Here is a 23,839-nt window from a genome sequence, read left to right as displayed (position 1 = left end):
CAGGCTTTCCCGTTCCGGCACGCCGACGGCCCGGCGGCGATTTTACGAACCTTCGCCGCCGGACCACCGGCTTCAAGGACATGTGTGCTGACGACATGTTTCTTGTGCTGTTGTTGTGTTTCGGGGCTGCTGTCCTCCTTCCGTCAGCCCGCCGGGTGCTGCCGCTTCAGGCGCACAGGCGCGGGCGGTTACTGTTCTGCCGTGGGGCGGCTAGGACACCTTGCGCTTGCGGAGCGCCAGGAGTCCTGCGGCCAGGAGCAGCAGGGCCAGGGGGACCAGCGATCCGTCCCAGCCGGTCTTGGCGAGGCCGGTGTGGGCAGCGCCTCCGTTGGCAAGGGCGGCATTACCGGCGACCGTGGTGCCGCGGGGGACCGTTACGGTACCGATTGCCCCGCTCACCGCGGTTGAGCCGGCCGGTGCTGCCGCGAAGCCCTCTGTTCCTGTATCACCGGCGCCACCGCTGGAGTCGCCGCCCGTGATGTCCGAGCCCGGGGTGCTGGTGCCGGGATCCATCGTTCCGGGATCAGCTGTTCCCGGGTCAAGGGTTCCGGGGTCAAGGGTTCCGGTGTCGCCCGTGGTTCCGTCACCCGGGGTGGTGCCGGGATCGGAAGTTCCCGGCGTGCCTGTGGTGTTGTCGCCGATGAGCCCGATGCCGAGGTCGATGCCAAGGTCGACCACAGCATCCAGGCCGCTGCCGTCTGCTGTCCCGGCGCCCACAGCAGCACCAAGGTCTGCGCCTGCATCGATGACACCTGCCGTGTCACCGTCCGTGACAGCCCCGAGGGTGATGTCGAAGGCTGCGTCCACCGTGCTGCCGGCACCGGTGGCGTCACCATCGGTGAGGCCGCCCAGGCCCAGGCCTGCGGCTGCATCGACCGCGAGGTCTGCCACGGTGCCGTCCGTAGTCCCGGTGCCGGTGGTGCCGAGGCCGAGGTTGACGTCTGCCGCGGCTGCCAGGTCGGTGGTGCCGGTGGTTGCGGGGTCGGTGGTGGTCACTGTGCCGAGGCCGAGGTTGACGTCTGCTGCGGCTGCCAGGTCGGTGGTGCCGGTGGTTGCGGGGTCGGTGGTGGTCACTGTGCCGAGGCCGAGGTCCACGGCGGCGCCGACGGCGAGGTTCGCCGTGGTGCCGTCCGTCATGCCGGTGCCGGTGCCGGCGGGATCGGTGGTCGCCACAGTCCCCAGCCCGAGGTTGACGTCCACTGCGGCGGCGACACCTGTTGATCCGGCCGGCGTTGGGTCACCCAGCAGGCCCAACGACGTCGAGTCAGCGGGTGCCGCCGCCGAGATAAGGGCGGAGGCGGAAAGGTCCGTCCCGCTGGTGGTGTCCGCCGCGTTGGCGGTGGCGCAGCCGAAGGCCAGGAGGCCGCCGGCAAAGAGGGTGCTCAGCAACCCCCTGCGAAGGGTGCAGTTCATGGTGTTTACTCCTGAAATAGTTGAGTGTCCGGGCGCTGGACAGCTGCCCGTAAAGCCGCGTGCTGCCCTCGGGAGGGCAGAGGGCCTCAACTAGTCAGGGGAAGAGCCGGGGTCGAACGACACCGGCGCAGGGGCATGCTCGGAGGACCGGTCGGCGCGAACACTTCCGGCCCGGTCAAAATCAAAGTCGAAAGGGTCGAGCCACGCAGCGGCAGGGGACGCTCCGCCCGCTGATCCTCCGCTGCCCGTGCCGGACGCCGGGGCTGCCGGAGCCTGGGCAGGCAGGGGCAACGGGTCCGGCAGGGGCTGCTCCTGGACGGCGCCAGCCATCACGGATTCCCCGGACTGCGGCGCCGCCGTATGGGCCAGGATGCCCGCGCCCGCGGCTTCCATGCTCGCGCCGGGGTGGGCTGCTGGTGCCGCGGATGAGACTTCAACAGCCTGGTCAGATTCCGGGGCCGTGTTCATGGCACCCGGCGCATCGTCCACGGCTCCAGGCTGATCCTGCGCGGGAGCAGGGACCACCTCGGCGGGAACATCCACTTGCACGGCATCCAAGGGCGGGACGGGCAACGGAGCAGCTCCCGTCAAAAGATCTGAAACCGGTTGGAGCACCGGCTCCAGGATAGGAACCGCCTCGGCTGCGGGGGCTGCGACTTCCTGGGCTACACCGGCAGCCACGGTATCGGCCAGCTCAGCAAGGGGAGCCGAGACCTCTGAAACCGTTCCGGCCGGAACCACCTGGTCCACCACGGGAACGGCGGCAATAAGGTTGTCCGCGAGGCCGGCAACCGGCGTTACGACAGGCTGCAGCAGCCCGGGGGACGCTGCTGGTCCAGCCGCCGACCCGGCAGGGACCGGTGAAACCGCAGCTGCAAGATCCTGGCTCAGGGAAGACACCGAACTGGTGGCGCCGCCGAGCAGTGAAGTGGAATCGGTCCCGGCATCGGCAGTTGCAGCCGTTGATGAAAGAGTCAACCAGGTGGCCGCGGCTGCTCCTGCCAGGAGCAGCGGGCGCAGGGCATGCCATGGCGAACTACTACGAGCCATGCGTACCACCCCCCAGTGACCGGCGCAATCGATGCTTTCTAAATGCTAAGACTGCTTATCGCCTGAAGTCCAGCATTCACTAAAGGGAATTTACAAATGCCGGAAACGGGTGCAGAAACTGTCAAGGCAGAATCGGGCAGTCACAGTGGCGTGACCAGCGGGCAAAAGCTGCCCGCCGCCGTCGAACGCAGCCTTTGATGATCCTGCTAGTGGCTGTCGTTGGGGTAGGTCACGCCGAGCTGTGCGCGCACACCGTCGAAGAGGCGCATGGTGTTCAGGGTGTCCTCAAGCGGCATGACCGGACTCTCAGTCAGCCCCTGCTGGACACACCTCATCACCTCGCGCAGCTCGTAGGCGTAGCCCTTTCCCACGACGTCGAAGGTCTCCGTCCGGCGGTCCTCCCACCCCTTCGCGATGACCAGTTCGCGGGGGTTGTTGATGGAGCCCACGCTTTGCAGGAAGCCCAGGCTGCCGGCCACCGTGGCAGTGCGGGGTCCGTGGGCCAGCAGGGAGGAGGTGAGCTGGACCTGGGCGGCGTGGCCGTAGCCAAGGCTCAGGGCGTTCTGCGCATCGACGCCGTCGTCGTTGACGAAGCCCGTGGCGCTGACGGTCTGCGGGAAGCCAAGCGTGCCGAGCGCCCACAGGAGCGGGTACACGGACAGATCCAGCAGTGCGCCCCCGCCGTCCTTCCGGGCCCACAGCCTGGCGGTGGGGGAGTACGGTGCCGGGAACCCAAGGTCAGCGGTCACCCAATGGATGTCGCCCAGCTCTCCGGAAGCAGCGATGTCGAAGGCACGCTGCATCGAGGGCAGGAACCGGCTCCAGACCGCCTCCATGAGGAAGAGCTTCCGGCTGCGCGCCACCTCGATGAGTTCCGCCGCTTCCCGGGCGTTGATGGTGAAAGCCTTCTCGCACAGCACGTGCTTGCCGGCGTTGAGGGCGGCGAGAACCATCTCGTGGTGCTGCGCGTGCGGGGTCGCGACGTACACAACATCCACGGCGTCATCGGCCAGCAGCCGCTGGTAGCCGGGCACCCCGCCGTCGTCCCCGTACGCCTTGGAAAAGTCGTACGCCACGGCGAACGCGTCCGCGGTGTCCTGCGCCCTGGAACTGACCGCATACAGCTCGGCGTCATCAAGCAGCGCGAGATCCTGCGAGACGGCGCGGGCAATGCTGCCCGTGGCGATGATTCCCCAGCGCAGGGGAGCCCCGGTGGCGGACCGGGGATCCTGGTTGGGCTGGCTGGAAAGCCACGGCTTTGCGATCGGAGCAGTCATAGCTGCAATCCTGTCACAGGGCCGCCGGACGGCCCCGGAATTCCGCGCCCCGTGCGGTGGCTGGCAGCGGAAAGAGGCCGACGGCGGGAGGACGCTTTGGGCGCTCCCCCCGCCGACGGCCCTGCCGGGCCCGGTTTCTCTGGGTCAGGTTTCTCCGGGTCAGGCCGTGGCGGCGACGGCGCTCCGTCCCCGGACCGGCTCTTCCGTCAGCTTGCCCTGCTGCAGGCGGAACCGGCGGTCGGTCTTGTTCGCCAGGACCCTGTCGTGGGTGACCACCAGGATGGTGGTGTTGTGGTCGCGGCTCAGCGAGCTGAGGAGCTCGATGATGTGGTCGCCGGTCTGCTCATCCAGGTTGCCCGTGGGCTCGTCCGCCAGGATCAGTTTCGGCTCATTGGCCAGGGCGCGGGCAATGGCCACGCGCTGCTGCTCGCCGCCGGAGAGCCTGTTGATCCGCCGGTCGTGCTTGGACGGATCAAGCTGGACCTGTTCCAGCAAGTCCTTGGCGCGCTGCAGCCGCGCGGCCTTGCGGACCCCCGCGAACTCCATGGGCAGCATGACGTTGTCCACGGCGGACAGGTTGGGGATCAGGTTGAACTGCTGGAACACGAAGCCGATGTCCCGGCGCCGGTATTCCGTCAGCTTGGTGTCCGGCAGGCTTGCCAGGCTCACGCCGTCCACCACGACGTCCCCGCTGGTGGGTTTGTCCAGCGCACCCAGCAGGGACAGCAGGGTGCTCTTGCCGCTGCCGCTCTTGCCCACGATGGAGGCCAGGGTGCCCTGCTCCAGGACAAAGCTGACATCGTTGACCGGCTTGATGGTGCGGTCACCGGAGTTGAAGGTGCGGACCAGGTTCTTGACTTCAATCATGGCTATTCTCCTCGCAGGACTTCGATGGGACGGATGCGCGCGGTAAGCAGCGCGGGGACCAGGGCGCCGATAATGGCCACGCCGAACACGGCGGCGATGCCACCGGCGATCACGCCCGGCGATGCGCTCGCGGTGACCGAGTTCAGGAGCTGGGAGGCGCCGCCGAAGGGGCCGCCCTGGCCGCCCGGGAAGCCGCCCGCCCCGCCGGGGCCGCGGCCCGTGCTGGCAGTGGTTGTGGTGGTGTTGCTGCTGATCAGGGCGGACGCGATGCCGCCGCTGGCGAAGGATGCTATGGCTGCGCCCACTGCGCTGCCCAGGGCCGCGAGGACCAGGGCTTCGAGGACGAACTGCAGGCCGATGGTGCGGTTGGGGGCGCCGATGGCTTTCAGGACCCCGATTTCGCGGCGGCGCTCGCGGACCAGCATCACCATGATGAGCAGGATGATCAGGCCAGCGGTTCCGAGGGCGGCAATGAAGGCGATGAAGGAGATGTTCTTGACGCTGTCCAGGGAGCTGACGGCGGTCTGCAGGTTCTGCCCCTGGGTGACGTCGGCCTTGCCACTGCCCAGGGCGGCCTGCAGGGCCGTCTTGGTGGTGGCGACGTTGTCCATGGAATTGACCGTGACGATCATGCTGGACAGTTCGCCCGGTGTCCCGGCGAGCGACTGGGCGGTGGGGAGCGTGAGGTAGGCGGCGTTGTTCCCGAACGCCGTACCGGCGTCGAACAATCCGGTCACCGTGTAGGTCTGGTCGTTGATGGTGAAGGTGGACCCAACGGTGAGGCTGTTTTTCTCCGCCAGCGTGGTGCCCAGCAGTGCTCCCGTGGACACTGCCGAGTAGTCGCCCAGTCCGGTGCCCTGCGTAATGTTCAGTGCCTTGCCCGTGGTGTCCACTTCAGCGCCGATACCCGTGGCGGTGATCGGCAGGGACCGGACCGGCTGCTGCGTGCTTCCGGTGGATCCGGTGGTTCCGTTGGCCTGCTGGTTGCGGTTGCCCAGGGTGCCTGCATCCACCGCGGCGGTGAGGCTTGTGGTCAGGGGCGCTGCGGCCTGGCCGCCGGGGCCTCCCTGCCCGGTTTGGCCGCCCGGTGCGGTTTGTCCAGCCTGCGCCGTTTGTGCCGCGGCAGCCGCCGCGTTCCGCAACCGCAGGGATGAGGTCCCGACGACGGCGCTGACGTTGGGGACGCCGGCGGCGGTGGCTGCCTGGGCGGCTGTGAGCGGCTCTCCGCCGCCTTCGAAGCCTTGGCCGCCGGCGGGGTTGACGGTCAGGACGGTGCCGACGGAGGCGTTGAGCTCCTGCACTTTCGCCCCGACTGCCTGGTTCGCCACCAGCATGGCCAGTGCCAGGCCAATGGCGACGGCCAGCACCGCAACAACAGCTGCGGTGCGGACCTTGTTTCTGAAGGCATTGCCTACGCTTCGGGCAAGGACGCTCACGTTACTCCTATGGCTCAGGTGCCGGCGCGGGAGGCCGGCTTCCCATCAACCCTCGCCGGGCATCCTGTGCCGCAATCCGGCCGGACCTGTGTTTGGCCTGTGAAGGATGTTGCTGTTGAGGCAGGACGCAGGAAAGCCCGGTCCTGTTGAAGGACCGGGCTTTCCGCTTGCCGGGGTTTACCCGGCGTTACCGACTGTGTTACTTGGTGATCGGGCCGAGTACGGGATCGTCCGTGTAGGCCGTCTTGACGTTGGCCGAGGTCACGATGACCGGCTCCAGCAGGTAGGCGGGAACAACCTTGTTGCCATTGTTGTAGGACTTGTCGTCGTTGACCTCAGGCTTCTTGCCGGCCTGCAGGTCCTTGACCATGGTGATGGCGTGCTCAACGAGCTTGCGGGTGTCCTTGTTGATGGTGGAGTACTGCTCGCCTGCGATGATCGACTTGACCGACTCAACCTCGGAGTCCTGGCCGGTGACAACCGGGATCGGCTTGCCGGCAGCCTTGACCGAGGTCAGGATTGCGCGGGCCAGGGTGTCGTTGGGGGAGAGGACGCCGTCCACGTTGGCGCTGGTGTAGCTGCCGCTGAGCAGGGTGTCCATGCGGCGCTGGGCGTTTTCAGCCTTCCAGCCCTGGGTCACGGCCTGCTCGAAGCTGTTCTGCCCGGAGACGACCTTCAGGGTGCCGTCGTCGATCTTGGGCTTCAGGACGCTCATGGCACCGTTGAAGAACACCTTGGCGTTGGCATCGTCCGGGGAACCGGCGAACAGTTCGATGTTGTACGGACCAGTGGGCTTCTTCGCCTTCATGCCGTCCAGCAGGGCCTGGCCCTGGAGCACGCCGACCTTGAAGTTGTCATAGGCCACGTAGTAGTCCACGTTGTCCGTGTTCAGCAGGAGGCGGTCGTACGCGATGATCGTGGCGCCGGCGTCCTTGGCCTGCTTGAGCTGGGTACCCAGCTGGGAGCCGTCGATGGCGCCCACGATAATGACCTTGGCACCCTTGGTGACCATGGCGCTGATCTGGTTCTGCTGCTCCGACACGCCGCCGTTGGCGAACTGGACGTCAGCCTTGAACCCGGCACCGTTGAGGCCGTCGTTGAACAGCTTTTCGGCCAGGACCCAGTTTTCACTGGTCTTCTGGGGGAGGGCAACGCCGATGGAGGACTTCTGGTCGAATCCCGCGGCACCGGTGCTGGACCCGCCGGACGGCTCCGAGCGGCCGCAGCCCGTCAGCGCCAGTGCTGCGATGGCAGCTACCGCTGCGGCCTTTCCTGCTTTACCAAACATTCGCATTGTTGGTTCTCTTTCTTTGAGTGATGGAACGGTATTCAGGCTGCAAACTTCAGGCTTCCCTGGCGATCGCTTCCTTGGTGGAGGTGGTTTCGTCGGGCTGGATGGGGCTGCTGGGTCCGCCGGAGGGACGGTTCATGTTCCGGGTCAGCATGCCGATGATGGAGCGTTTGCCCTGGGACTTGTTGTAGACGTCGAAGGCGACGGCGATCAGGAGCACCAGGCCCTTGATGATCTGGGTGAGGTCGGCGCCGACGCCGAGGAGCTGCAGGCCGTTGTTGAGCACTGCCATGACCAGGCCACCAATGATGGAGCCGACCACGGTACCCACACCGCCGGTCACTGCCGCGCCGCCAATGAAGACGGCGGCGATGGCGTCCAGCTCCCAGCCCACGCCGTCGAAGGGTCCTGATGCGGTGGAGCGGCCCACGAAGATCATGCCGGCCAGGCCGGCCAGGATGGACATGTTCATCATGACCAGGAAGTTGACCTTCTTGGACTGGACGCCGGAGAGTTCGGCCGCATGCCGGTTGCCGCCGACGGCGTAGACGTGGCGGCCCAGGATGGTGCGGGAGGAGATGAAGCCGTAGATCAGTACCAGCACGGCCAGGATCAGGCCGGGGATGGGGAACGAGGTGCCGGGACGGCCGGTGGCGAAGAGGTACGTGGCGTAGAGGATGGCGGCGCAGATGAGCACCAGCTTCAGCACGGTGACCCACATTTCGGGGACCTCGGCGCCGAGCGCCTTGGCCCGGGCCCGGGAGCGGAGTTCGCCCACCACGACGAAGACCGCGACTGCGACACCCATCAGGATCGTGAGGTTGTTGTAGCCGGTGTCCGGACCCACCTCGGGCAGGTAGCCGGAGCCGATGTACTGGAAGTCGTTGGGTACGGGAATGGTGTTGGACTTGCCCACGAACTGGTTGAAGCCGCGGAAGAGGAGCATGCCGGCCAGCGTCACGATGAAGGCGGGGATGCCCACATACGCGGTCCACCAGCCTTGCCAGGCGCCGATGACCGCACCCAGCACCAGGCCCAGCAGGACGCCTGCCCACCACGGGATGCCCCAGTCGCGGATGGCGAGGGCGACGGTGACGCCGACGAACGCGGCGACGGAGCCGACCGAGAGGTCGATGTGGCCTGCGATGATCACCAGCACCATGCCGATGGCCAGGATCAGGATGTAGGAGTTGCCGTTGAAGAGGTTGATGACGTTGCCGGGGGTCAGCGTCCGGCCTTCGGTGGCGAACTGGAAGAAAATGATCAGGGCCACGAGGGCAAAGATCATGCCGAATTGGCGGGTGTTGCCGCCAAACAGCTTTTTGAGGGCGTTCATGGTGTCAGTCCTTGTGTCCGGAAGGTTCTGGATGGGCCAGAGGGTCAGGCGGCTTTTCGGGTGGCGGAGGTCATCAGCTTCATCAGGCTTTCCTGGCTGGCCTCGTCTTTGTTCAGGACACCTGTGATGGCGCCTTCGAAGATGGTGTAGATGCGGTCGGACAAGCCCAGGAGCTCGGGCAGTTCGGAAGAGATGACGATGACTCCCTTGCCCTGGTTGGCCAGCTGCTGGATGATCCCGTAGATCTCGTATTTGGCTCCGACATCGATGCCGCGGGTGGGTTCATCCAGGATCAGCAGGTCCGGGTCGGTGAACATCCACTTGGCCAGGACCACCTTCTGCTGGTTGCCGCCGGACAGCTTGGCCACGCCTTCCTCCACGGAGGGCGTCTTGGTGCGCAGTGACTTGCGGTACTGCTCGGCCACCGTGAACTCCTGGTTGGGGTCAACCACCGAGTTGTGGCTGATCTTCTTCAGGGCGGCTGCCACGGTGGTGGTCTTGATGTCATCGAGGAGGTTCAGGCCCAGGGTCTTGCGGTCCTCGGTGACGTATCCCAGCCCGGCGTCGATCGCCTGGCGGACGTTCTTGAGGACCACTTCCTTGCCGTCCTTGTAGATGTGGCCGTCAATGAAACGGCCGTAGGAGCGGCCGAAGACGGAGCGGGCCAGTTCGGTGCGTCCGGCGCCCATGAGGCCGGCGAACCCTACGATTTCTCCGCGGCGGACGTAGAAGCTGGAGTTCTTGCAGATCAGGCGGTCCTGGACGTTGGGGTGGCCCACGGTCCAGTTCTTGACCTCGAAGAACACCTCTCCGATCTTGGGGGTGTGGTCCGGGAACCGGGATTCGAGGGTGCGGCCCACCATGCCCTTGATGATGCGGTCCTCATCCACGCCGTCCTTCTTGACGTCGAGCGTCTCGATGGATTTGCCGTCGCGGATGATGGTGATGGAATCGGCGATCTGCTCGATCTCGTTGAGCTTGTGGGAGATGATGATCGACGTGATGCCCTTGGCCTTCAGGCCCAGCATCAGGTCCAGCAGGTGCTGTGAATCCGATTCGTTCAGGGCTGCGGTGGGCTCGTCCAGGATGAGGATCTTCACGGACTTGTTCAGGGCCTTGGCAATTTCCACCAGCTGCTGCTTGCCGACGCCGATTTCCTTGATGGGGGTATCGGGGTCGTCCCGCAGGCCGACCCTGGCCAGGAGGTCCAGGGACCGCAGGCGGGCCTCGCCCCAGTCGATGATGCCGCGCTTGGTGGGCTCGTTGCCCAGGAAGATGTTCTCCATGATGGACAGTTCGGGGATCAGCGCCAGTTCCTGGTGGATGATCACGATGCCGGCGTGCTCGCTGGCCCTGATGTCCCGGAACTGCTGGACCTGCCCCTGGTAGACGATGTCGCCGTCGTAGCTTCCGTACGGGTACACGCCGGACAGGACCTTCATGAGGGTGGATTTGCCGGCGCCGTTTTCGCCGCAGATGGCGTGGATTTCGCCTGCCTTCACCCGGAGGCTCACGTTCGACAAGGCTTTAACGCCGGGAAATTCCTTGGTGATGGACCGCATCTCGAGAATGACCGGGTCCGCGTGCGTGGTCTGGGACGTCATGAGCCCTAACCCTCCAATGCAATGACTTCTTTGTCCGGCCGGCAAAGCGCAGGGCCGTCTGAACCAAAAGTAAACTGGATCACAGCTATTGTCGTCAAGTCTTTAACGCAATTGCTGGATAACGAAATGGTCTACGCCTTGCGGATCCCGGCGTGCTGGAACACCAGGGCGGCGGCGCCAAGCGCCTCCGCCCGGTCCCCGAGCGAGGACATGGTGAGGGTTGTCGTCTCGCCGATCACGGGCACTGCATGGCGGATCAATCCTCTGCGGATGGGGTCCAGCAGGATGTCGCCCAGGCCCGCCAGGGGCCCTCCCACCACGATGACCTCAGGGTTGATCAGGTTGGCCACATTGCCCAGTGCGCGGCCCACGGCCAGTCCGGCATCGTCCACGACCCTAAGGGTGGCGGAGTCGCGGTTCAGGGCCTTGCGGACAATGTCGGCCGGAGTCATCGGCGGGTCTTCGCCGCGGCTGAGGAGCTCGATCATGGTGGTGGTGGAGGCGATGGTTTCCAGGCAGCCGCGGTTGCCGCAACGGCACACCAGGCCCTGCTCATGGATGGTCGCGTGCCCTATTTCGCCGGTGATTCCCACGTTGCCGTAGTAGGGGGCGCCGTTGAGGATCAGGCCGGCACCGATGCCCGATCCGATCTTCATGAACATCAGGTTGCTGACCCCGGAGTGCTGCCCCCACGTCACCTCGGACCAGGCGCCGAGGTTGGCGTCATTGTCAACAAAGACGGGGATTCTCAAGGTTTCCTCAAGGTGCTGGAGGATGTTGATGCCTACCCATTCGGGAAGGATTGCGCCCTGGGCCACCGTCCCTGTCCGGCGGTCGATGGGGCCCGGAATTCCGACGCCGGCGCCCACGACCGAGGAGCGCTCCACCCCGCTTTCCCGCAACAGTTTCTCCAGGAGCGCCACCGCGGCCTGGATGCCGTCATCCGCCTGGTGGCCCAGGGGGAGCATTATCGATTCTTCGGCGATGACGTGGTAGCTGAGCGAGGCGAGGACCACCCGCAGGTGCCGCCGGCCGAAGTCGATGCCCACGGCCACGGCGCCGTTGCTGTTCAGCCGCACGTTCAGTGCCCGCCGCCCGGAGCTGGTGATCGGCTCGGTGGATGCCAGACCGGAATCGAGCATGATCTTGACGATGTTGGAGACGGTGGCGGTGGACAGCCCCGTCTGCCGGGCCAGTTCCGCCTGGGTGGACGGGCCGCCCATCAGGGTCTCGATAATCCGCTGCTGGTTCAGCTGCCGCAGGGCGGACTGCGATCCGGGATTTTTAGGTTTGCTCCTCGTTGAGCGCGTAGTTGCGGACATGCTAAGAAGATTGCCCTACCGCTGCGCTTGTAGTCAAGAAGTTAACGCATGGCTGCGTCGAATGCAGTTGGGAACGGTACGCAGGGCCCAGGCCGGATCCCCGTGCATTCCGTCCCGGCATGCCTGCGGGTGGGTCCAAACGACCCGTCATCCGCCGCCTGCGGCTGGCTAGGCTGGTAGGCGGAAACAATCCAGCCCAGCCCTGTTCCCGTGGCCGGGCATGAAGAAGGTGGTAATGATGCTGCTCTCCGTCCTGCAGGCGAATGCGGTGGTCCTGGATATTGGGGCCAACCTGCGCACCGTGGACGATGCCGCCCGCCGGGCCGCGCAGGCCGGTGCCGACGTGCTGCTCACGCCGGAACTGTTTCCCGTGGGCTATGCCCCGCTGCGGCTGCGCAGCGAACTGGATCCGGCGGCCCTCCCCGCCATCCGCGCCCGCCTGGCGGACACCGCGCGCCGGCACAGGATCGCGCTCGTCTACAGCCTGCCCGTCCCGGTGCGCACTGAACCACCATCCGCCGGTGCGGCCGGATGGCACATTTCAGCCACCCTGGTGGACGCCCACGGCATGGAAATCCTCAACTACGCCAAGGTGCACCTCTTTGGCAACGAGGAACGCGAGGCATTTGTCGCAGCCGCGGAACCTCCCGCCGTCGTGGATTTCCACGGCATCCCTACCTCACTGCTGATCTGCTACGACATCGAGTTCCCCGAGGCCGCACGGGCGGCTGCTGCCCGGGGTGCCGAGCTGCTCCTGGTGCCCACCGCATTGTCGGCCGGCTTCGAGGCAGTACCGCAGGTGCTTGTCCGCGCCCGTGCGCTGGAAAGCCAGCTCACTGTGGCGTACGCCAACCACTGCGGAAGCGAGGACGCCTACGCTTTTGGGGGCGGAAGCGTGGTGGCGGGGCCCGACGGGACGCTCCTCGCCGAGGCCGGCGATGCCCCGGCGCTGCTGTTTGCCGAGGTGGGCACGGAGGCCGTCCGGGCAGCACGCAATGCAGTCCCGTACCTGCGGGAACGCCGGCCCAGGCTGTACCGGGAGTGGGAGGCAGCCCTGCTGCGGGAACCGGGCCACCCTGGGGGCATCGGCGCCTAGCCGCTGCCCGTCAGCCCGTCAGCCAGTCCCGTCCCTCAGTCAGCCCTGCCCGCCAAGCTGTCTGCGTACTGCAGCGCAATCCACAGCTCTGCCCGCACCTGTGCCTGATTCAGGTCCATCTGGAGCAGCTCGCCAAGGACGCCGATCTGCCGCCGAACGCTGTTCCGGTGCAGGCCCAGCAGTTTGGCGGACGCGTCCCAGCTGCCGTTCTCGCTGAGCCAGCCGCGGAGGACAGACAGCAGCGGATGGCGCCGGTCCGGCTCCAGCGCCAGGACCGGCTGCAGGAGGCGTTCGGCCAGCAAAGTCCCGGCCTCACGGCCCAGCAGTCCGGTGACGGACCAAGACACCTCATCGGCCCGGATGCTCTGCCCGCTTCTCTGGACCTGGCCGCGCAGGGAGGTGGCCCGCTGGTAGGCGGCGGACAAGCCGGCGAGCTCGGTCGGTTCGCCCACCACCAGGCGCCACCCGAGCTTCTCCACATCGGCAAGCAGGGCATCATCCACCCTGAGCCGGGTCACGGCGGCGAAGCCGTAGTCAGTGATCTCCACCAGTTTTGTGTCGAGCATCCGGCGCCACTGCAGCAGTTCCCGGACGGGGCCGTCTCCTGCCGGCCACTGGGGCGCTTCCACGTTGATGCCCTGCACAACCCGCATGGGCGCGGACCGGGTGGAGGAAAGGCTCTGCGCCAGCAGGTCCTTGAGCCCATTCACATGCCTGGTCCCGCCCGCGGTGAGGCTTTCGGGGTGCAGCAGGACGGCGGTGGCCAGCTGGCTTGGAGCCAGCGACCCGCTGGTGCGTTGCCGCACCAGCAGTTCGAGCAATCCGACCGCGGACTGGACCACGTTGTTCTGTGCGGGGGTCAGCGGAACGTCGGAGCCCAGAACCAGGGCGCCAAGATTGGCATCCTTGGTGCTGCGCAGCGGGTGGCCCACCACCAGCGCCGAGCCCGGCAGGTCAAAGCCGTCCATCTCCACCCGGGGGCCCCGGCCGGACAGCAGCCGTTCCAGCATCGGTTCCAGCAGGGAAAGTTCGACGGCGGTGCTGCCGCCGGCACTGGTGCCGCGTGCCCGGACCCGGCCGTCCGCCCCCACCATGACCGCCCATACAGGCACGCGCTGGACCAGGGCGGCCAGCAGTTCATGCTCCGGCCTGGGGGAGAGGACGGCCCGCATGAGTTGCCGGTTGGTCTCCGCCAGCTGCCGGAAAACCCGGGCATTGTCAGTCTCCAGGAGCTGTGAGAACTGGAGGCCGATCGCCGCGAACGGAAGCGACTCAGGCACCTCGAACAGGGTGAGATTGTGCCGCCGGCACGCGTCCAGCACCACGTCCGGGACGGCATCGAAGTAGGGCCTGATCCCGAACCCGAGGGCCGCCACCTTGGCCTCCACCAGCCGCCGGACATACGCATCCACCCTGGCCGGCGTGCCGCCGTCGCCCAGGAAGGGAAGTCCGGCGGTGAGCAGGAACTCACCCTCCGGCAAATAGGGTGTGGGGTCCTCCAGTTCGCTGGGTTCAACCCACCGCAAAAGACGGCCGCCGCTGCCGCCGTCGTGGAGCGTTTTCAGCAGCGGCGGCAGCTGGTCAAGGAACTGCTGGAGGGTGACGAAGCTCAGCCGTCCGGACTCCGCGGGTCCCACAGTCATGGCTCGCACCGGCGTCGACCGGCACCCGGCAGGCGGCGCACCCGGCCGCCGCAGGCGCCGGATTGCGGGATCCGCTGCGTTTGTGCATAAAGTCTCACGGTGGATCACTATAAGTCATTTTGCACCAGCTTGAGAGTTGGCTCACATGCCAATGTTGGTCAGGGGAAACCGACAACTACTCTGAAGGGACGTCAACGGTGACTGTGCCTGTAACCACCGAAAAACCCATCGCGCCAACCATCGGACGGCCCGGCCTCCGGGCCCAGCTGCTCCGGCGTAAACCGATAGGCCACATGGTCAGCGAAGCCGAAGGCGCCGGTGGGGGAACCGGCCTGGTGCGCAGCTTCGGCGTCCTGCACCTGACGATGATCAGCGTGGGTGCCACCCTGGGGACGGGCATCCTGGTGATCCTCGGCGAATCGGTTCCACTGGCCGGACCGGCCATCTGGATTTCATTCATCATCGCCGGCCTGGCCGCGCTGCTCTCCGCGGTGTCGTACGCCGAGATGGCCGGCCTGGTCCCGGCCGCAGGGTCGAGCTACTCCTATTCCTACGCCACCATGGGGGAGGGCATGGCCTGGATCTGCGGATGGTGCCTCGTCCTTGAATACGCCGTTTCCGTGGCCGCCGTGGCCGTCGGCGCGGGCCAGTACGTCAACGAAACGCTGGCTGTGTTCGGGCAGGTGCTGCCCGACGCGATGTCCCAGCCTCCCGGCGACGGCGGCCTGGTGAACGTTCCGGCGGTGGCCATCGTCGTGCTCGCCACCATCCTGCTGGTCCGCGGTGCCCGGGAAAGCGCCTGGATCAACACCGCCATCGTCATCGTCAAAGTAGGCATCCTGCTGTTCTTCTGCGCCGTGGCTTTTACCGCCTTCAACGCAGGAAACTTCGAGCCGCTCCTGCCCATGGGGGCCGCAGGCGTCTCCGCCGCCGCCTCCAGGGTGTTCTTCTCCTACATTGGGTTCGACGCCGCCTCCACGGCCGGCGAGGAAGCCCGGAACCCCAAGCGCGACCTGCCCCGCGCCATCCTGCTGTCCATGGTGATCGTCACCAGCATCTACGTCCTGGTGGCCGTTGCCGCCATCGGCGCCCGCCCCTGGGGCTGGTTCGACGGAACCGAAGCCGCCCTGGTCCAGATCCTCGAGGAGACCACGCACCAGCCGTGGATAGCGCTGGTCTTCTCCGTCGGCGCGGTCCTCGCGATCGCCAGCATCGTCCTCACCGTCCTCTACGGGCAGACCCGCATCCTCCTGTCCATGTCCCGGGACGGACTGGTGCCCGCGGTCTTCAGCCGCGTCTCACCCCGCACCGGCACCCCGGCCGCCGGTACCCTGATCGTTGGCACCGCCGTCGCCCTCACCGCAGGGCTGGTGCCGCTTGGCGCCCTGGCCGACGCCACCAGCATCGGAACCCTGTTCGCGTTCGCGCTGGTCAACGTGGCCGTTATCTACCTGCGCCGCAACCGCCCGGACCTGAAGCGCAGCTTCCGGGTGCCGCTGTACCCCATCACCCCCGTCCTGGGCACGCTCATGTGCGCCTACCTGATGGCAAACCTTGGCGCCGAAACCTGGGTGGTGTTCGGCGCGTGGATGCTCGTGGGCATCGCCATCTACTTCGGCTATGGACGCCGGAACTCCAAGGTAGCGGCCCTGAGCGAGCTCGACTACCGTGAACTGACCGCCAAGGCCCCCGGCCAGGAACCTGTGAAAGCAGAACAATCATGACCATCGCCACCGAACTGCCTGCCTCCGACCCCTCCAGCACCTCCACGCCGCCGGCGGACGCGGCAGGGCGGGGCACCGGTGAACAGGCAGCTCCCATCACCATGCTGAACCCCGATTTCCCGTTCAGCTACGACCACTACCTGGCCCACCCGGACGGACTGGGAACCGTCCCGCCGGAGCTGCACGGCACGGAGGTGGCCGTCATCGGCGCCGGGCTGTCCGGGCTGGTGACCGCCTATGAACTGATGAAACTCGGACTGCGGCCCGTGGTCTATGAAGCGGACCAGATCGGCGGCCGGCTCCGCACGGCAGCCTTCCCGGCGGCGCCCGGCGTGGTGGCGGACCTGGGCGGCATGCGGTTCCCGGTCTCCGGCAAGGCCTTCTACCACTACGTGGACCTGCTGGGCCTGGAGACCCAGGACTTCCCCAACCCCCTGGCCGAGGCCACCTCCAGCACGGTGATCGAACTGGCAGGCAAGAAGTACTACGCGGAAAAGCCGGGCGACCTTCCGCCGTTCTTCCGCGAAGTGGCCGACGCCTGGAAGGCAGCAGTCAACGACGGCGCCAGGTTCGTGGAGATGCAGGACGCCATCAAGGCGCGGGACATGGCCAGGATCAAGGAACTCTGGAATGAGCTGCTCCCGCTCATGGATGAGCAGACCTTCTACGGTTTCATCGCCGCCAGCGAGTCCTTTAAGAAGGCAGGCTTCGCCCACCGTGAAGCCTTTGGCCAGGTGGGGTTCGGCACCGGCGGCTGGGACACGGACTTCCCCAACTCCATCCTGGAAATCCTCCGCGTGGTCTACACCGACGCAGACGACCAGCACCGGCTGATCCGCGGGGGAGCGCAGCGGCTGCCCGAGGCACTGTGGCAGCACGCGCCGTCGGACATGGTGCACTGGCCGGCCGGCACCTCCCTGGCCTCGCTGCACTCCGGCTCGCCCCGCGGCGCTGTGGGGAAGATCAGCCGGGACCCTGACGGCAACCTGCGGGTCCGTGAGCGTTGGGGCCGCGAGGCCAGCTACCCGGCGGTGGTGACCACCTGCCAGTCGTGGCTGCTGTCCACCCGCATCCACACTGAGGAGGCGCTGTTCCCGGCCGAACTGTGGACCGCCATGGAGAAATCGCACTACATGCAGTCCTCCAAGACCTTTGTGATGGTGGACCGGCCCTTCTGGAAAGACATCGACCCCGCAACGGGCAACGAGGTCCTGTCCATGACCCTGACGGACAGGCTGAACCGTGCCACCTACCTGCTGGACAACGGCCCGGACCAGCCCGCCGTCATCCTGTTGTCCTACACCTGGAATGACGACGCCCTGAAGTGGCTGGCCCTGGACGCGGACGAGCGCGTGGAACTGATGCTGCACTCGCTGGAGCAGATCTACCCCGGCGTGGACATCGCCGGGCACATCGTGGGCCAGCCCATCACCGTGTCCTGGGAGGCGGACCCCAACTTCATGGGGGCCTTCAAGGCCAACCTCCCCGGACACTACCGCTACCAGCAGCGGCTGTTCACGCACTTCAAGCAGGACAGGCTGTCGGAATCCCAGCGCGGCATCTTCCTGGCGGGCGACGACGTCTCCTTCACCGCCGGCTGGGCAGAAGGCGCCGTGACCACCGGGCTGAACGCGGTGTGGGGCGTGTTGAAGCACCTGGGCGGGTCATCGGCGCCGGGGAACCCGGGCCCAGGCGACCTGCTCGACGAGTTCGGGCCAATCAGCCTCGACTAGCCAACGTGGAGCTCGCGGTGTTTCGCCGCGAGCTCCACGTAGCGCGCCGCGTTGGCGCGGACGCCGTCGAACTCTTCATCGGTGAGTTCGCGGCGCACCTTGGCGGGCACGCCCGCCACCAGCGAACGGGGAGGAACCACCGTACCTTCGAGTACCACGGCGCCGGCGGCCACCAGCGAGCCGGCGCCGATCACTGCACCGTTGAGGACGGTGGCGCCCATGCCGATCAGGCAGTCGTCCTCCACCGTGCAGCCATGCACGACGGCGGCGTGCCCCACGCTGACCCGCTGGCCCACCGTGCAGGGGAAGCCGGGGTCGGCGTGCAGCACCACATTGTCCTGCAGGTTGCTTCCGGCGCCCACGGTGATGGCCGCGGTGTCGGCGCGGACGGAGACGCCGTAGAAGGCGCTGGCGTCCGGGCCCAGGGTGGCCTTGCCGATGATCGAGGCCGACGGGGCCACGAACGCTGATTCATGGACAGCCGGGGAATTGCCGGCGAAAGGGTAGAGAGGAGCCATGGCTTCACCCTAAGCCACCCCTCCACCCAACTGAGTAGCAAAAGATGCCGTTTTGGGGCTTCAAAACGGCATCTACTGCGACCTAGTTGAAGACCACCGTACGGTTGCCGTCCAGCAGCACCCGGTGCTCGGCATGCCACTGCACGGCCTGCACCAGCGTGCGGCCCTCCACGTCGCGGCCCATCTGCACGAACTGCTCCGGCGTGCGCGCATGGTCCACGCGGATGACTTCCTGTTCGATGATCGGGCCCTCGTCCAGGGCGGCGGTCACATAGTGTGCCGTGGCGCCGATCAGCTTCACGCCGCGGGCATGCGCCTGGTGGTACGGCTTGGCACCTTTGAAGGACGGCAGGAACGAATGGTGGATGTTGATGGCCTTGCCGGTCAGGTCGGTGCAGAGCTCGTCGGAGAGGATCTGCATGTAGCGGGCCAGGACGGTCAGCTGGATGTCGTGTTCGGCGATGAGGGCACGGAGCTTGTCCTCGGCCTGGACCTTGGTGTCCCTGGTCACGGGGATGTAGTGGAACGGGATGCCGTAAAACTCGGCGAGCCCTGCCAGGTCCTGGTGGTTGGAGACGATGGCGGGGATTTCAATGGGGAGCGTGCCGGAACGCTGCTGGAAGAGCAGGTCGTTGAGGCAGTGCGCCGAGGTGCTGGCCATCACCAGGGTGCGCACCTTGTCACCAACGGTATCGAGGTTCCACTGCATGGAGAACGCTTCCGCCACCGGTTCCAGCGCCGCCCGCAGCTCGGACTTGGGGGCTGCCGTGGTCACCTCCACGCGCATGAAGAAGTTGCCGGTGGAAGGGCTGCCGTACTGCTGCGAGTCCATGATGTTGCACCCTGCAACCAGCAGGGCTCCGGCCACGGCGTGGACGATTCCGGGGCGGTCCGGGCAGGACAGGGTGACGACGTACGCTTGGTTCAGCTGCTCTTGATTCACGCGTAATAGCCTACCCGCGCCGCGGGTGCCGGTTTTGGTAGGCTGGAAGGGTCGCAACTGGCGTTGGGTGGCTAACCACCAGGGAGCGGCAATCACGAAGACCACGGATCGTACGCCTGGGCCGAGGGTCATGTCTTGCCGGAATTGGGGTTGCCCCTGCGTCAGCACAGCAGCACCATGCCGGGCTTTCACGCCCTGTCATCAACGCGGTGCGGAAGCGCGCCAGCCGGTAGCCTGACCTAAGCAGTGCCCGTATCCCTAGCCAGGAGTTCTTCGTGACTACTACAGCCACCTCAACCACAGCCGTCAGCAACCAGCCGCTGGCTGAGCTTGACCCCGAAATTGCCGCAGTCCTTGAGCAGGAGCTCGGCCGCCAGCGCGGCACCCTGGAAATGATTGCTTCCGAGAACTTCGCGCCCCGCGCCGTGATGGAAGCCCAGGGCTCCGTCCTCACCAACAAGTACGCCGAGGGCTACCCGGGCCGCCGCTACTACGGCGGCTGCGAATACGTCGACGTTGCAGAACAGCTGGCCATTGATCGGGTCAAGGCCCTGTTCGGCGCCGAGTTCGCCAACGTCCAGCCGCACTCCGGCGCGCAGGCCAACGCCGCCGCGCTCTCCGCCATGATCACCCCCGGCGACAAGATCCTGGGCCTGTCCCTGGCCCACGGCGGCCACCTGACCCACGGCATGAAGCTGAACTTCTCCGGCAAGCTGTACAACGTGGCTGCCTACCAGGTGGAGGAAGACAACTTCCGCATCGATATGGACAAGCTCCGCGAGCAGGCCATCGCCGAAAAGCCCCAGGTGATCATCGCCGGCTGGTCCGCTTACCCGCGCCACCTGGACTTCGCAGCCTTCCGCTCCATCGCCGATGAAGTGGGCGCGCTCCTCTGGACCGACATGGCACACTTCGCAGGCCTGGTGGCAGCCGGCCTTCACCCCAGCCCGGTGCCGCACTCCGACGTCGTCACCTCCACCGTGCACAAGACCCTCGCCGGTCCCCGCTCGGGCGTGATCCTTGCCAAGGAGCAGTGGGCCAAGAAGCTCAACTCCAGCGTCTTCCCGGGCCAGCAGGGCGGCCCGCTGATGCACGTCATCGCTGCCAAGGCCGTGGCCTTCAAGATCGCCGGCACCCAGGAATTCAAGGAGCGCCAGGAGCGCGTCCTGGAAGGCGCCAGGATCATCGCCGACCGCCTGAACCAGGCCGACGTCGCCGAAGCCGGCGTCTCCGTCCTCACCGGCGGTACGGACGTGCACCTGGTGCTGGTTGACCTTCGCAACTCGCAGCTGGACGGCCAGCAGGCCGAGGACCTCCTGCACTCCGTGGGCATCACCGTCAACCGGAACGCCGTGCCGTTCGACCCCCGCCCGCCGATGGTCACCTCCGGCCTGCGCATCGGCACCCCGGCCCTGGCCACCCGCGGCTTCGGCGCCAACGAGTTCACCGAGGTTGCCGAGATCATCGCCACCGCCCTCAAGGCAGGCAGCAGCGCCGACGTCGAGGCCCTCCAGGCCCGCGTGGACAAGCTGGCGGCCGACTTCCCGCTCTACCCGCAGCACGAGCAGTGGTAAGCAATGACTGAAACCACAACCGCACAGATCCTTGACGGCAAGGCCACCGCCGCTGCCATCAAGGCCGAGCTGACCGAACGCGTGGCCGCACTCAAGGCCAAGGGCGTCACTCCCGGCATCGCCACTGTGCTGGTGGGCGCCGACCCTGCCTCGCAGCTGTATGTCTCCATGAAGCACAAGCAGTCGGTGCAGATCGGGATGAACTCCATCCAGCGCGAGCTCCCGGCGGACGCCACCCAGGAACAGGTAGAGGCCCTCATTGACGAACTCAATGCGGACCCCGCCTGCCACGGGTACATCGTGCAGTTGCCGCTGCCCAAGCACCTGGACACGGACGCCATCCTGGAGCGCATAGACCCCGCCAAGGACGCGGACGGGCTGCACCCCACCAACCTTGGCCGGCTGGTGCTGAACGTCAACAACAAGATCACCACCCCGCTGCCGTGCACGCCACGGGGAGTCATCGAGCTGCTGGAGCGCAACGGGTACAGCCTGGCCGGCAAGCACGTGGTGGTGGTGGGCCGCGGCGTCACCATCGGCCGCTCGATCGGCCTGCTGCTCACGCGGCGGGACGTCAACGCCACCGTGACCCTGACCCACACCGGCACCACCAACCTCTCGGAGCTGCTGAAGCAGGCGGACGTCATTGTGGGCGCGGCGGGCGTGAAGCACATCGTCAAGGCCGCGGACGTGAAGCCGGGCGCTGCCCTGCTGGACGTCGGCGTCACCCGCGAGACCGATCCGGAGACCGGCAAGAGCCGCGTCTACGGGGACATCGATCCTGCCGCTGCCGAGGTGGCCGGCTGGATCTCACCGAACCCCGGTGGAGTAGGCCCCATGACCGTGGCGCTGCTGATGACCAACGTTGTGGAGGCTGCCGAACGCGCAGCAGGCGTCGGGGAGTAGTCCCGGCCCAAACCGCTCGACGGCGGCACGGTAACTTTCGCAGGGAAGGTGCCGGGCCGCCGTCGGCCGTTTAAGCGCAGCGCAGGCTGAGCCAGGCGCGGCCGTGCACCTACTCCCGGGGGAGTATGGCCGCTACGCCGCCTATCTGATTACTTTCGCGGCCCGCGGGAATAGGCTCGGACCATGCAGCGCCGATTCAGGGGACCACCCACCGCCGTCATCGTGGTGGTGGTCGCCGTGATCCAGGTGGCGGGGTCGGCGTTCGCGTCGGTGCGCCAGCCTGGACACGCGCCGCTGGACCCCCTGGCGCTGGCATTGCTGCTGCTGGGGCCCGCCGCGCTGGCTTTCCGCCGGCGCGCGCCGCTGGTGATGCTGCCCGTTGCCGCCGGGGCCACCGCAGCCTACCTTGCCCTGGGCTACGCGTGGGGCCCGGTGGTCCTCTCCTTTGCGCTGGCACTGATCCTGACGGCGGCGGCCGGAAAGCGCGCTGTGGCATGGTCCGGGGCCGCGGCGGGAATCCTGGCATTGTTTTTGGCCGCCGCGCGCAGCGGCGATGAAGCGGCGTTCGTCCGCGCCTTCGCCGGGTCCTCATGGCTGGCCATCCTGGTCCTGATCGGGGAAGGGGTGCGGTTCCGCGGCGAACGGGTGGCCGAACGGCGCCGCCAGGAGGCCGCGGCGGAGCAGGCTGCCCGCGATGAATACCGGCTTGCCCTGGCGCGGGACATCCATGACGTGGTGGCACATTCGCTGTCCCTGATCAATGTCCGGGCCTCGGTGGCGCTGCACCTGGGCGAGAAGGATCCGGCGCAGTTCCGCCCTGCCCTGGAGACCATCAAGGCAGCGAGCAGGGAATCACTGGCTGAAGTCCGCCAGCTGCTGGGCGTGCTCCGGGAAGATGCGCCGTTGAGCCCCACCAGCCGGCCCAGCCTGGCCCGGGTCCCGGAAGTCGTTGACAACGCGCGGCGGGCCGGGCTCGATGTCCGGTTCCATGCCGGCCCGGGCCTGGACCACGTTCCCGCTGCAGCCCAGGAAGCGGCATACCGGATTGTGCAGGAGGCCCTGACCAATGTGGTCCGGCATTCCGGGGCGCGGACGGCCCGGGTCTCCATCCACGCGGCGAAAGGGGAACTGCTGGTGACCATTGACGACGACGGCGCCGGGGCCGGCACAGCGCCCGAAGGCAACGGCATCACCGGCATGCGGGAGCGGGTGGCAGCTTTGGGCGGCAGGCTTGAGCTGGGGCCGGCGCAGTCCGGTTCGGGCTGGCGGGTCCGCGCGGTCCTCCCGCTGGCCGCCCATGCAGGGCAGGGACCAGGATGATCAGCATCCTGCTGGCCGATGACCAGAACCTGATCCGTGCGGGCTTCCGGGCTCTGCTGGACGCCGAAGCCGACATGAAGGTTGTAGCCGAATGCGGGACCGGGCGCGACGCGGTGCGGCTGGCCCGCCAGTGGCATCCCGACGTGGTCCTGATGGATATCCGCATGCCGGACGGTGACGGCCTGGAGGCTACGCGGCAGATCCTCTCCGATGCGGCGCTGCCAGGTACCCGGGTGGTCATTCTCACCACCTTCGAGCTGGACGACTACATCGCCGAGGCGGTGCGGGCCGGGGCCGCCGGTTTCCTGGTCAAGGACACTGAACCGGCCGAGCTGCTGCGCGCAGTCCGCATTGTGCACGATGGCGACGCGCTGCTGTCGCCCTCGGTGACCCGGCGGATCATGGCCCAGCTGGCGCGGCACTCCCGCGCCGCCGAACCGCCGGTGGCACTGGACCGCATCACCGACCGGGAACGGGAAGTCCTCCAGCTTGTGGGGGAGGGTTTGAACAACGCGGAAATCGCCGGGCGCCTGTTCATCACTCCGCTCACGGCAAAGACGCATGTCTCGCGGATCATGGCGAAGCTGATGGTCAGGGACAGGGCGCAACTGGTGGTGCTGGCCTACGAATCCGGCCTGGTCCGGCCCGGCTGGGCCGGCTGAGTCCGGCACGGGATGCAGCAGCAGGACTCCCCAGGGAGTACGCGGCCCCGTACAGGTGACTCCCGCCGCCGGACGCGCCGGCCGGGGTGCGGCAACGAGACTCGATACAAGGCCGGATCCCCGG

General features: G+C 67.0%; 19 protein-coding genes and 1 riboswitch. Of the genes, 7 read left to right on the top strand and 12 right to left on the bottom strand.

Features of this window, described 5'->3' with window-relative positions; genetic code table 11:
- Positions 1–210: 210 nt before the first annotated feature.
- From PUN51_RS08260 to PUN51_RS08220, 9 genes are all read right to left on the bottom strand, one after another.
- A complete protein-coding gene (locus PUN51_RS08260) occupies positions 211–1,413 on the bottom strand; it encodes a hypothetical protein (RefSeq protein WP_275180443.1) in 1,203 nt (400 codons plus the stop codon).
- Between the two features lie 90 nt (positions 1,414–1,503).
- Positions 1,504–2,463 carry a hypothetical protein gene (locus PUN51_RS08255; RefSeq protein ID WP_275180442.1) on the bottom strand — a complete coding sequence of 320 codons (960 nt, stop codon included), beginning with the start codon at positions 2,461–2,463 and terminating at the stop codon, positions 1,504–1,506.
- A gap of 206 nt (positions 2,464–2,669) precedes the next feature.
- Complete coding sequence (locus PUN51_RS08250; RefSeq protein WP_159632592.1) at positions 2,670–3,740, bottom strand: Gfo/Idh/MocA family protein; 1,071 nt, start codon at positions 3,738–3,740, stop codon at positions 2,670–2,672.
- A 159-nt stretch (positions 3,741–3,899) separates the two neighbouring features.
- Positions 3,900–4,607, bottom strand: coding sequence for an ABC transporter ATP-binding protein (locus PUN51_RS08245; protein WP_224025411.1), 708 nt, complete (start codon positions 4,605–4,607; stop codon positions 3,900–3,902).
- Between the two features lie 2 nt (positions 4,608–4,609).
- Positions 4,610–6,043, bottom strand: a complete 1,434-nt coding sequence (locus PUN51_RS08240; protein WP_224025412.1) for an ABC transporter permease — start codon at positions 6,041–6,043, stop codon at positions 4,610–4,612.
- Positions 6,044–6,242: 199 nt separating this feature from the next.
- Positions 6,243–7,337, bottom strand: a complete 1,095-nt coding sequence (locus PUN51_RS08235; RefSeq protein ID WP_224025413.1) for a substrate-binding domain-containing protein — start codon at positions 7,335–7,337, stop codon at positions 6,243–6,245.
- A 49-nt stretch (positions 7,338–7,386) separates the two neighbouring features.
- A complete protein-coding gene (gene mmsB / locus PUN51_RS08230) occupies positions 7,387–8,670 on the bottom strand; it encodes a multiple monosaccharide ABC transporter permease (protein ID WP_159632588.1) in 1,284 nt (427 codons plus the stop codon).
- A gap of 44 nt (positions 8,671–8,714) precedes the next feature.
- Positions 8,715–10,274 carry a multiple monosaccharide ABC transporter ATP-binding protein gene (gene mmsA, locus PUN51_RS08225; protein ID WP_224025415.1) on the bottom strand — a complete coding sequence of 520 codons (1,560 nt, stop codon included), beginning with the start codon at positions 10,272–10,274 and terminating at the stop codon, positions 8,715–8,717.
- A 131-nt stretch (positions 10,275–10,405) separates the two neighbouring features.
- Positions 10,406–11,596, bottom strand: a complete 1,191-nt coding sequence (locus tag PUN51_RS08220; RefSeq protein ID WP_159632586.1) for an ROK family transcriptional regulator — start codon at positions 11,594–11,596, stop codon at positions 10,406–10,408.
- A 235-nt stretch (positions 11,597–11,831) separates the two neighbouring features.
- Between PUN51_RS08220 and PUN51_RS08215 the strand changes: the two genes are divergently transcribed.
- On the top strand, positions 11,832–12,692 hold the full coding sequence (locus tag PUN51_RS08215; RefSeq protein WP_224025416.1) for a nitrilase-related carbon-nitrogen hydrolase: 861 nt from the start codon (positions 11,832–11,834) through the stop codon (positions 12,690–12,692).
- A 35-nt stretch (positions 12,693–12,727) separates the two neighbouring features.
- Here PUN51_RS08215 and PUN51_RS08210 read toward each other — a convergent pair whose 3' ends face one another.
- Entirely contained in the window at positions 12,728–14,335 is a 1,608-nt protein-coding gene (locus tag PUN51_RS08210) for a PucR family transcriptional regulator (RefSeq protein ID WP_224025417.1), read from the bottom strand.
- A gap of 197 nt (positions 14,336–14,532) precedes the next feature.
- On the opposite strand from PUN51_RS08210, the gene PUN51_RS08205 reads away from it, so the two are divergent.
- Together PUN51_RS08205 and PUN51_RS08200 are read left to right on the top strand one after the other, a co-directional pair.
- The gene (locus PUN51_RS08205) at positions 14,533–16,059 is read left to right on the top strand and encodes an amino acid permease (RefSeq protein ID WP_275180441.1); all 1,527 of its coding nucleotides are present in this window, start codon (positions 14,533–14,535) and stop codon (positions 16,057–16,059) included.
- Positions 16,056–17,792, top strand: coding sequence for a flavin monoamine oxidase family protein (locus PUN51_RS08200; RefSeq protein ID WP_275180440.1), 1,737 nt, complete (start codon positions 16,056–16,058; stop codon positions 17,790–17,792). Before PUN51_RS08205 ends, PUN51_RS08200 begins: the two co-directional genes overlap by 4 nt.
- Here PUN51_RS08200 and PUN51_RS08195 read toward each other — a convergent pair.
- Entirely contained in the window at positions 17,789–18,310 is a 522-nt protein-coding gene (locus PUN51_RS08195; RefSeq protein WP_275180439.1) for a gamma carbonic anhydrase family protein, read from the bottom strand. The two genes, PUN51_RS08200 and PUN51_RS08195, sit on opposite strands and share 4 nt — an antisense overlap.
- A gap of 82 nt (positions 18,311–18,392) precedes the next feature.
- The gene (gene purU, locus PUN51_RS08190) at positions 18,393–19,253 is read right to left on the bottom strand and encodes a formyltetrahydrofolate deformylase (protein WP_159632582.1); all 861 of its coding nucleotides are present in this window, start codon (positions 19,251–19,253) and stop codon (positions 18,393–18,395) included.
- A 43-nt stretch (positions 19,254–19,296) separates the two neighbouring features.
- Positions 19,297–19,382, top strand: a riboswitch (ZMP/ZTP riboswitch).
- A gap of 146 nt (positions 19,383–19,528) precedes the next feature.
- On the opposite strand from purU, the gene glyA reads away from it, so the two are divergent.
- From glyA to PUN51_RS08170, 4 genes are all read left to right on the top strand, one after another.
- The gene (glyA, locus tag PUN51_RS08185) at positions 19,529–20,827 is read left to right on the top strand and encodes a serine hydroxymethyltransferase (RefSeq protein ID WP_224025422.1); all 1,299 of its coding nucleotides are present in this window, start codon (positions 19,529–19,531) and stop codon (positions 20,825–20,827) included.
- Between the two features lie 3 nt (positions 20,828–20,830).
- Positions 20,831–21,733: a bifunctional methylenetetrahydrofolate dehydrogenase/methenyltetrahydrofolate cyclohydrolase gene (locus PUN51_RS08180; RefSeq protein WP_159632580.1), complete on the top strand. Its 903-nt coding sequence runs from the start codon at positions 20,831–20,833 to the stop codon at positions 21,731–21,733.
- 183 nt (positions 21,734–21,916) lie between these two features.
- Positions 21,917–23,053: a sensor histidine kinase gene (locus PUN51_RS08175; RefSeq protein ID WP_275180438.1), complete on the top strand. Its 1,137-nt coding sequence runs from the start codon at positions 21,917–21,919 to the stop codon at positions 23,051–23,053.
- Complete coding sequence (locus tag PUN51_RS08170; protein ID WP_275180437.1) at positions 23,050–23,715, top strand: response regulator; 666 nt, start codon at positions 23,050–23,052, stop codon at positions 23,713–23,715. Before PUN51_RS08175 ends, PUN51_RS08170 begins: the two co-directional genes overlap by 4 nt.
- The last annotated feature ends 124 nt before the right edge of the window (positions 23,716–23,839 follow it).

Origin of the sequence: Arthrobacter sp. NQ4 (genome assembly GCF_029077345.1) — a bacterium.
Lineage (GTDB): Bacteria > Actinomycetota > Actinomycetes > Actinomycetales > Micrococcaceae > Arthrobacter.
This window is presented reverse-complemented; position numbering and strand designations above follow the sequence as displayed.

Coding starts and splice junctions, on each gene's coding strand:
- PUN51_RS08220 (WP_159632586.1), bottom strand. CDS start 11,596: ATGTCCGCAACTACGCGCTCAACGAGGAGCAAACCTAAAAATCCCGGA.
- PUN51_RS08255 (WP_275180442.1), bottom strand. CDS start 2,463: ATGGCTCGTAGTAGTTCGCCATGGCATGCCCTGCGCCCGCTGCTCCTG.
- PUN51_RS08175 (WP_275180438.1), top strand. CDS start 21,917: ATGCAGCGCCGATTCAGGGGACCACCCACCGCCGTCATCGTGGTGGTG.
- mmsA (WP_224025415.1), bottom strand. CDS start 10,274: ATGACGTCCCAGACCACGCACGCGGACCCGGTCATTCTCGAGATGCGG.
- PUN51_RS08170 (WP_275180437.1), top strand. CDS start 23,050: ATGATCAGCATCCTGCTGGCCGATGACCAGAACCTGATCCGTGCGGGC.
- PUN51_RS08195 (WP_275180439.1), bottom strand. CDS start 18,310: ATGGCTCCTCTCTACCCTTTCGCCGGCAATTCCCCGGCTGTCCATGAA.
- PUN51_RS08210 (WP_224025417.1), bottom strand. CDS start 14,335: ATGACTGTGGGACCCGCGGAGTCCGGACGGCTGAGCTTCGTCACCCTC.
- PUN51_RS08180 (WP_159632580.1), top strand. CDS start 20,831: ATGACTGAAACCACAACCGCACAGATCCTTGACGGCAAGGCCACCGCC.
- mmsB (WP_159632588.1), bottom strand. CDS start 8,670: ATGAACGCCCTCAAAAAGCTGTTTGGCGGCAACACCCGCCAATTCGGC.
- PUN51_RS08245 (WP_224025411.1), bottom strand. CDS start 4,607: ATGATTGAAGTCAAGAACCTGGTCCGCACCTTCAACTCCGGTGACCGC.
- PUN51_RS08260 (WP_275180443.1), bottom strand. CDS start 1,413: ATGAACTGCACCCTTCGCAGGGGGTTGCTGAGCACCCTCTTTGCCGGC.
- PUN51_RS08200 (WP_275180440.1), top strand. CDS start 16,056: ATGACCATCGCCACCGAACTGCCTGCCTCCGACCCCTCCAGCACCTCC.
- PUN51_RS08250 (WP_159632592.1), bottom strand. CDS start 3,740: ATGACTGCTCCGATCGCAAAGCCGTGGCTTTCCAGCCAGCCCAACCAG.
- PUN51_RS08235 (WP_224025413.1), bottom strand. CDS start 7,337: ATGCGAATGTTTGGTAAAGCAGGAAAGGCCGCAGCGGTAGCTGCCATC.
- PUN51_RS08215 (WP_224025416.1), top strand. CDS start 11,832: ATGATGCTGCTCTCCGTCCTGCAGGCGAATGCGGTGGTCCTGGATATT.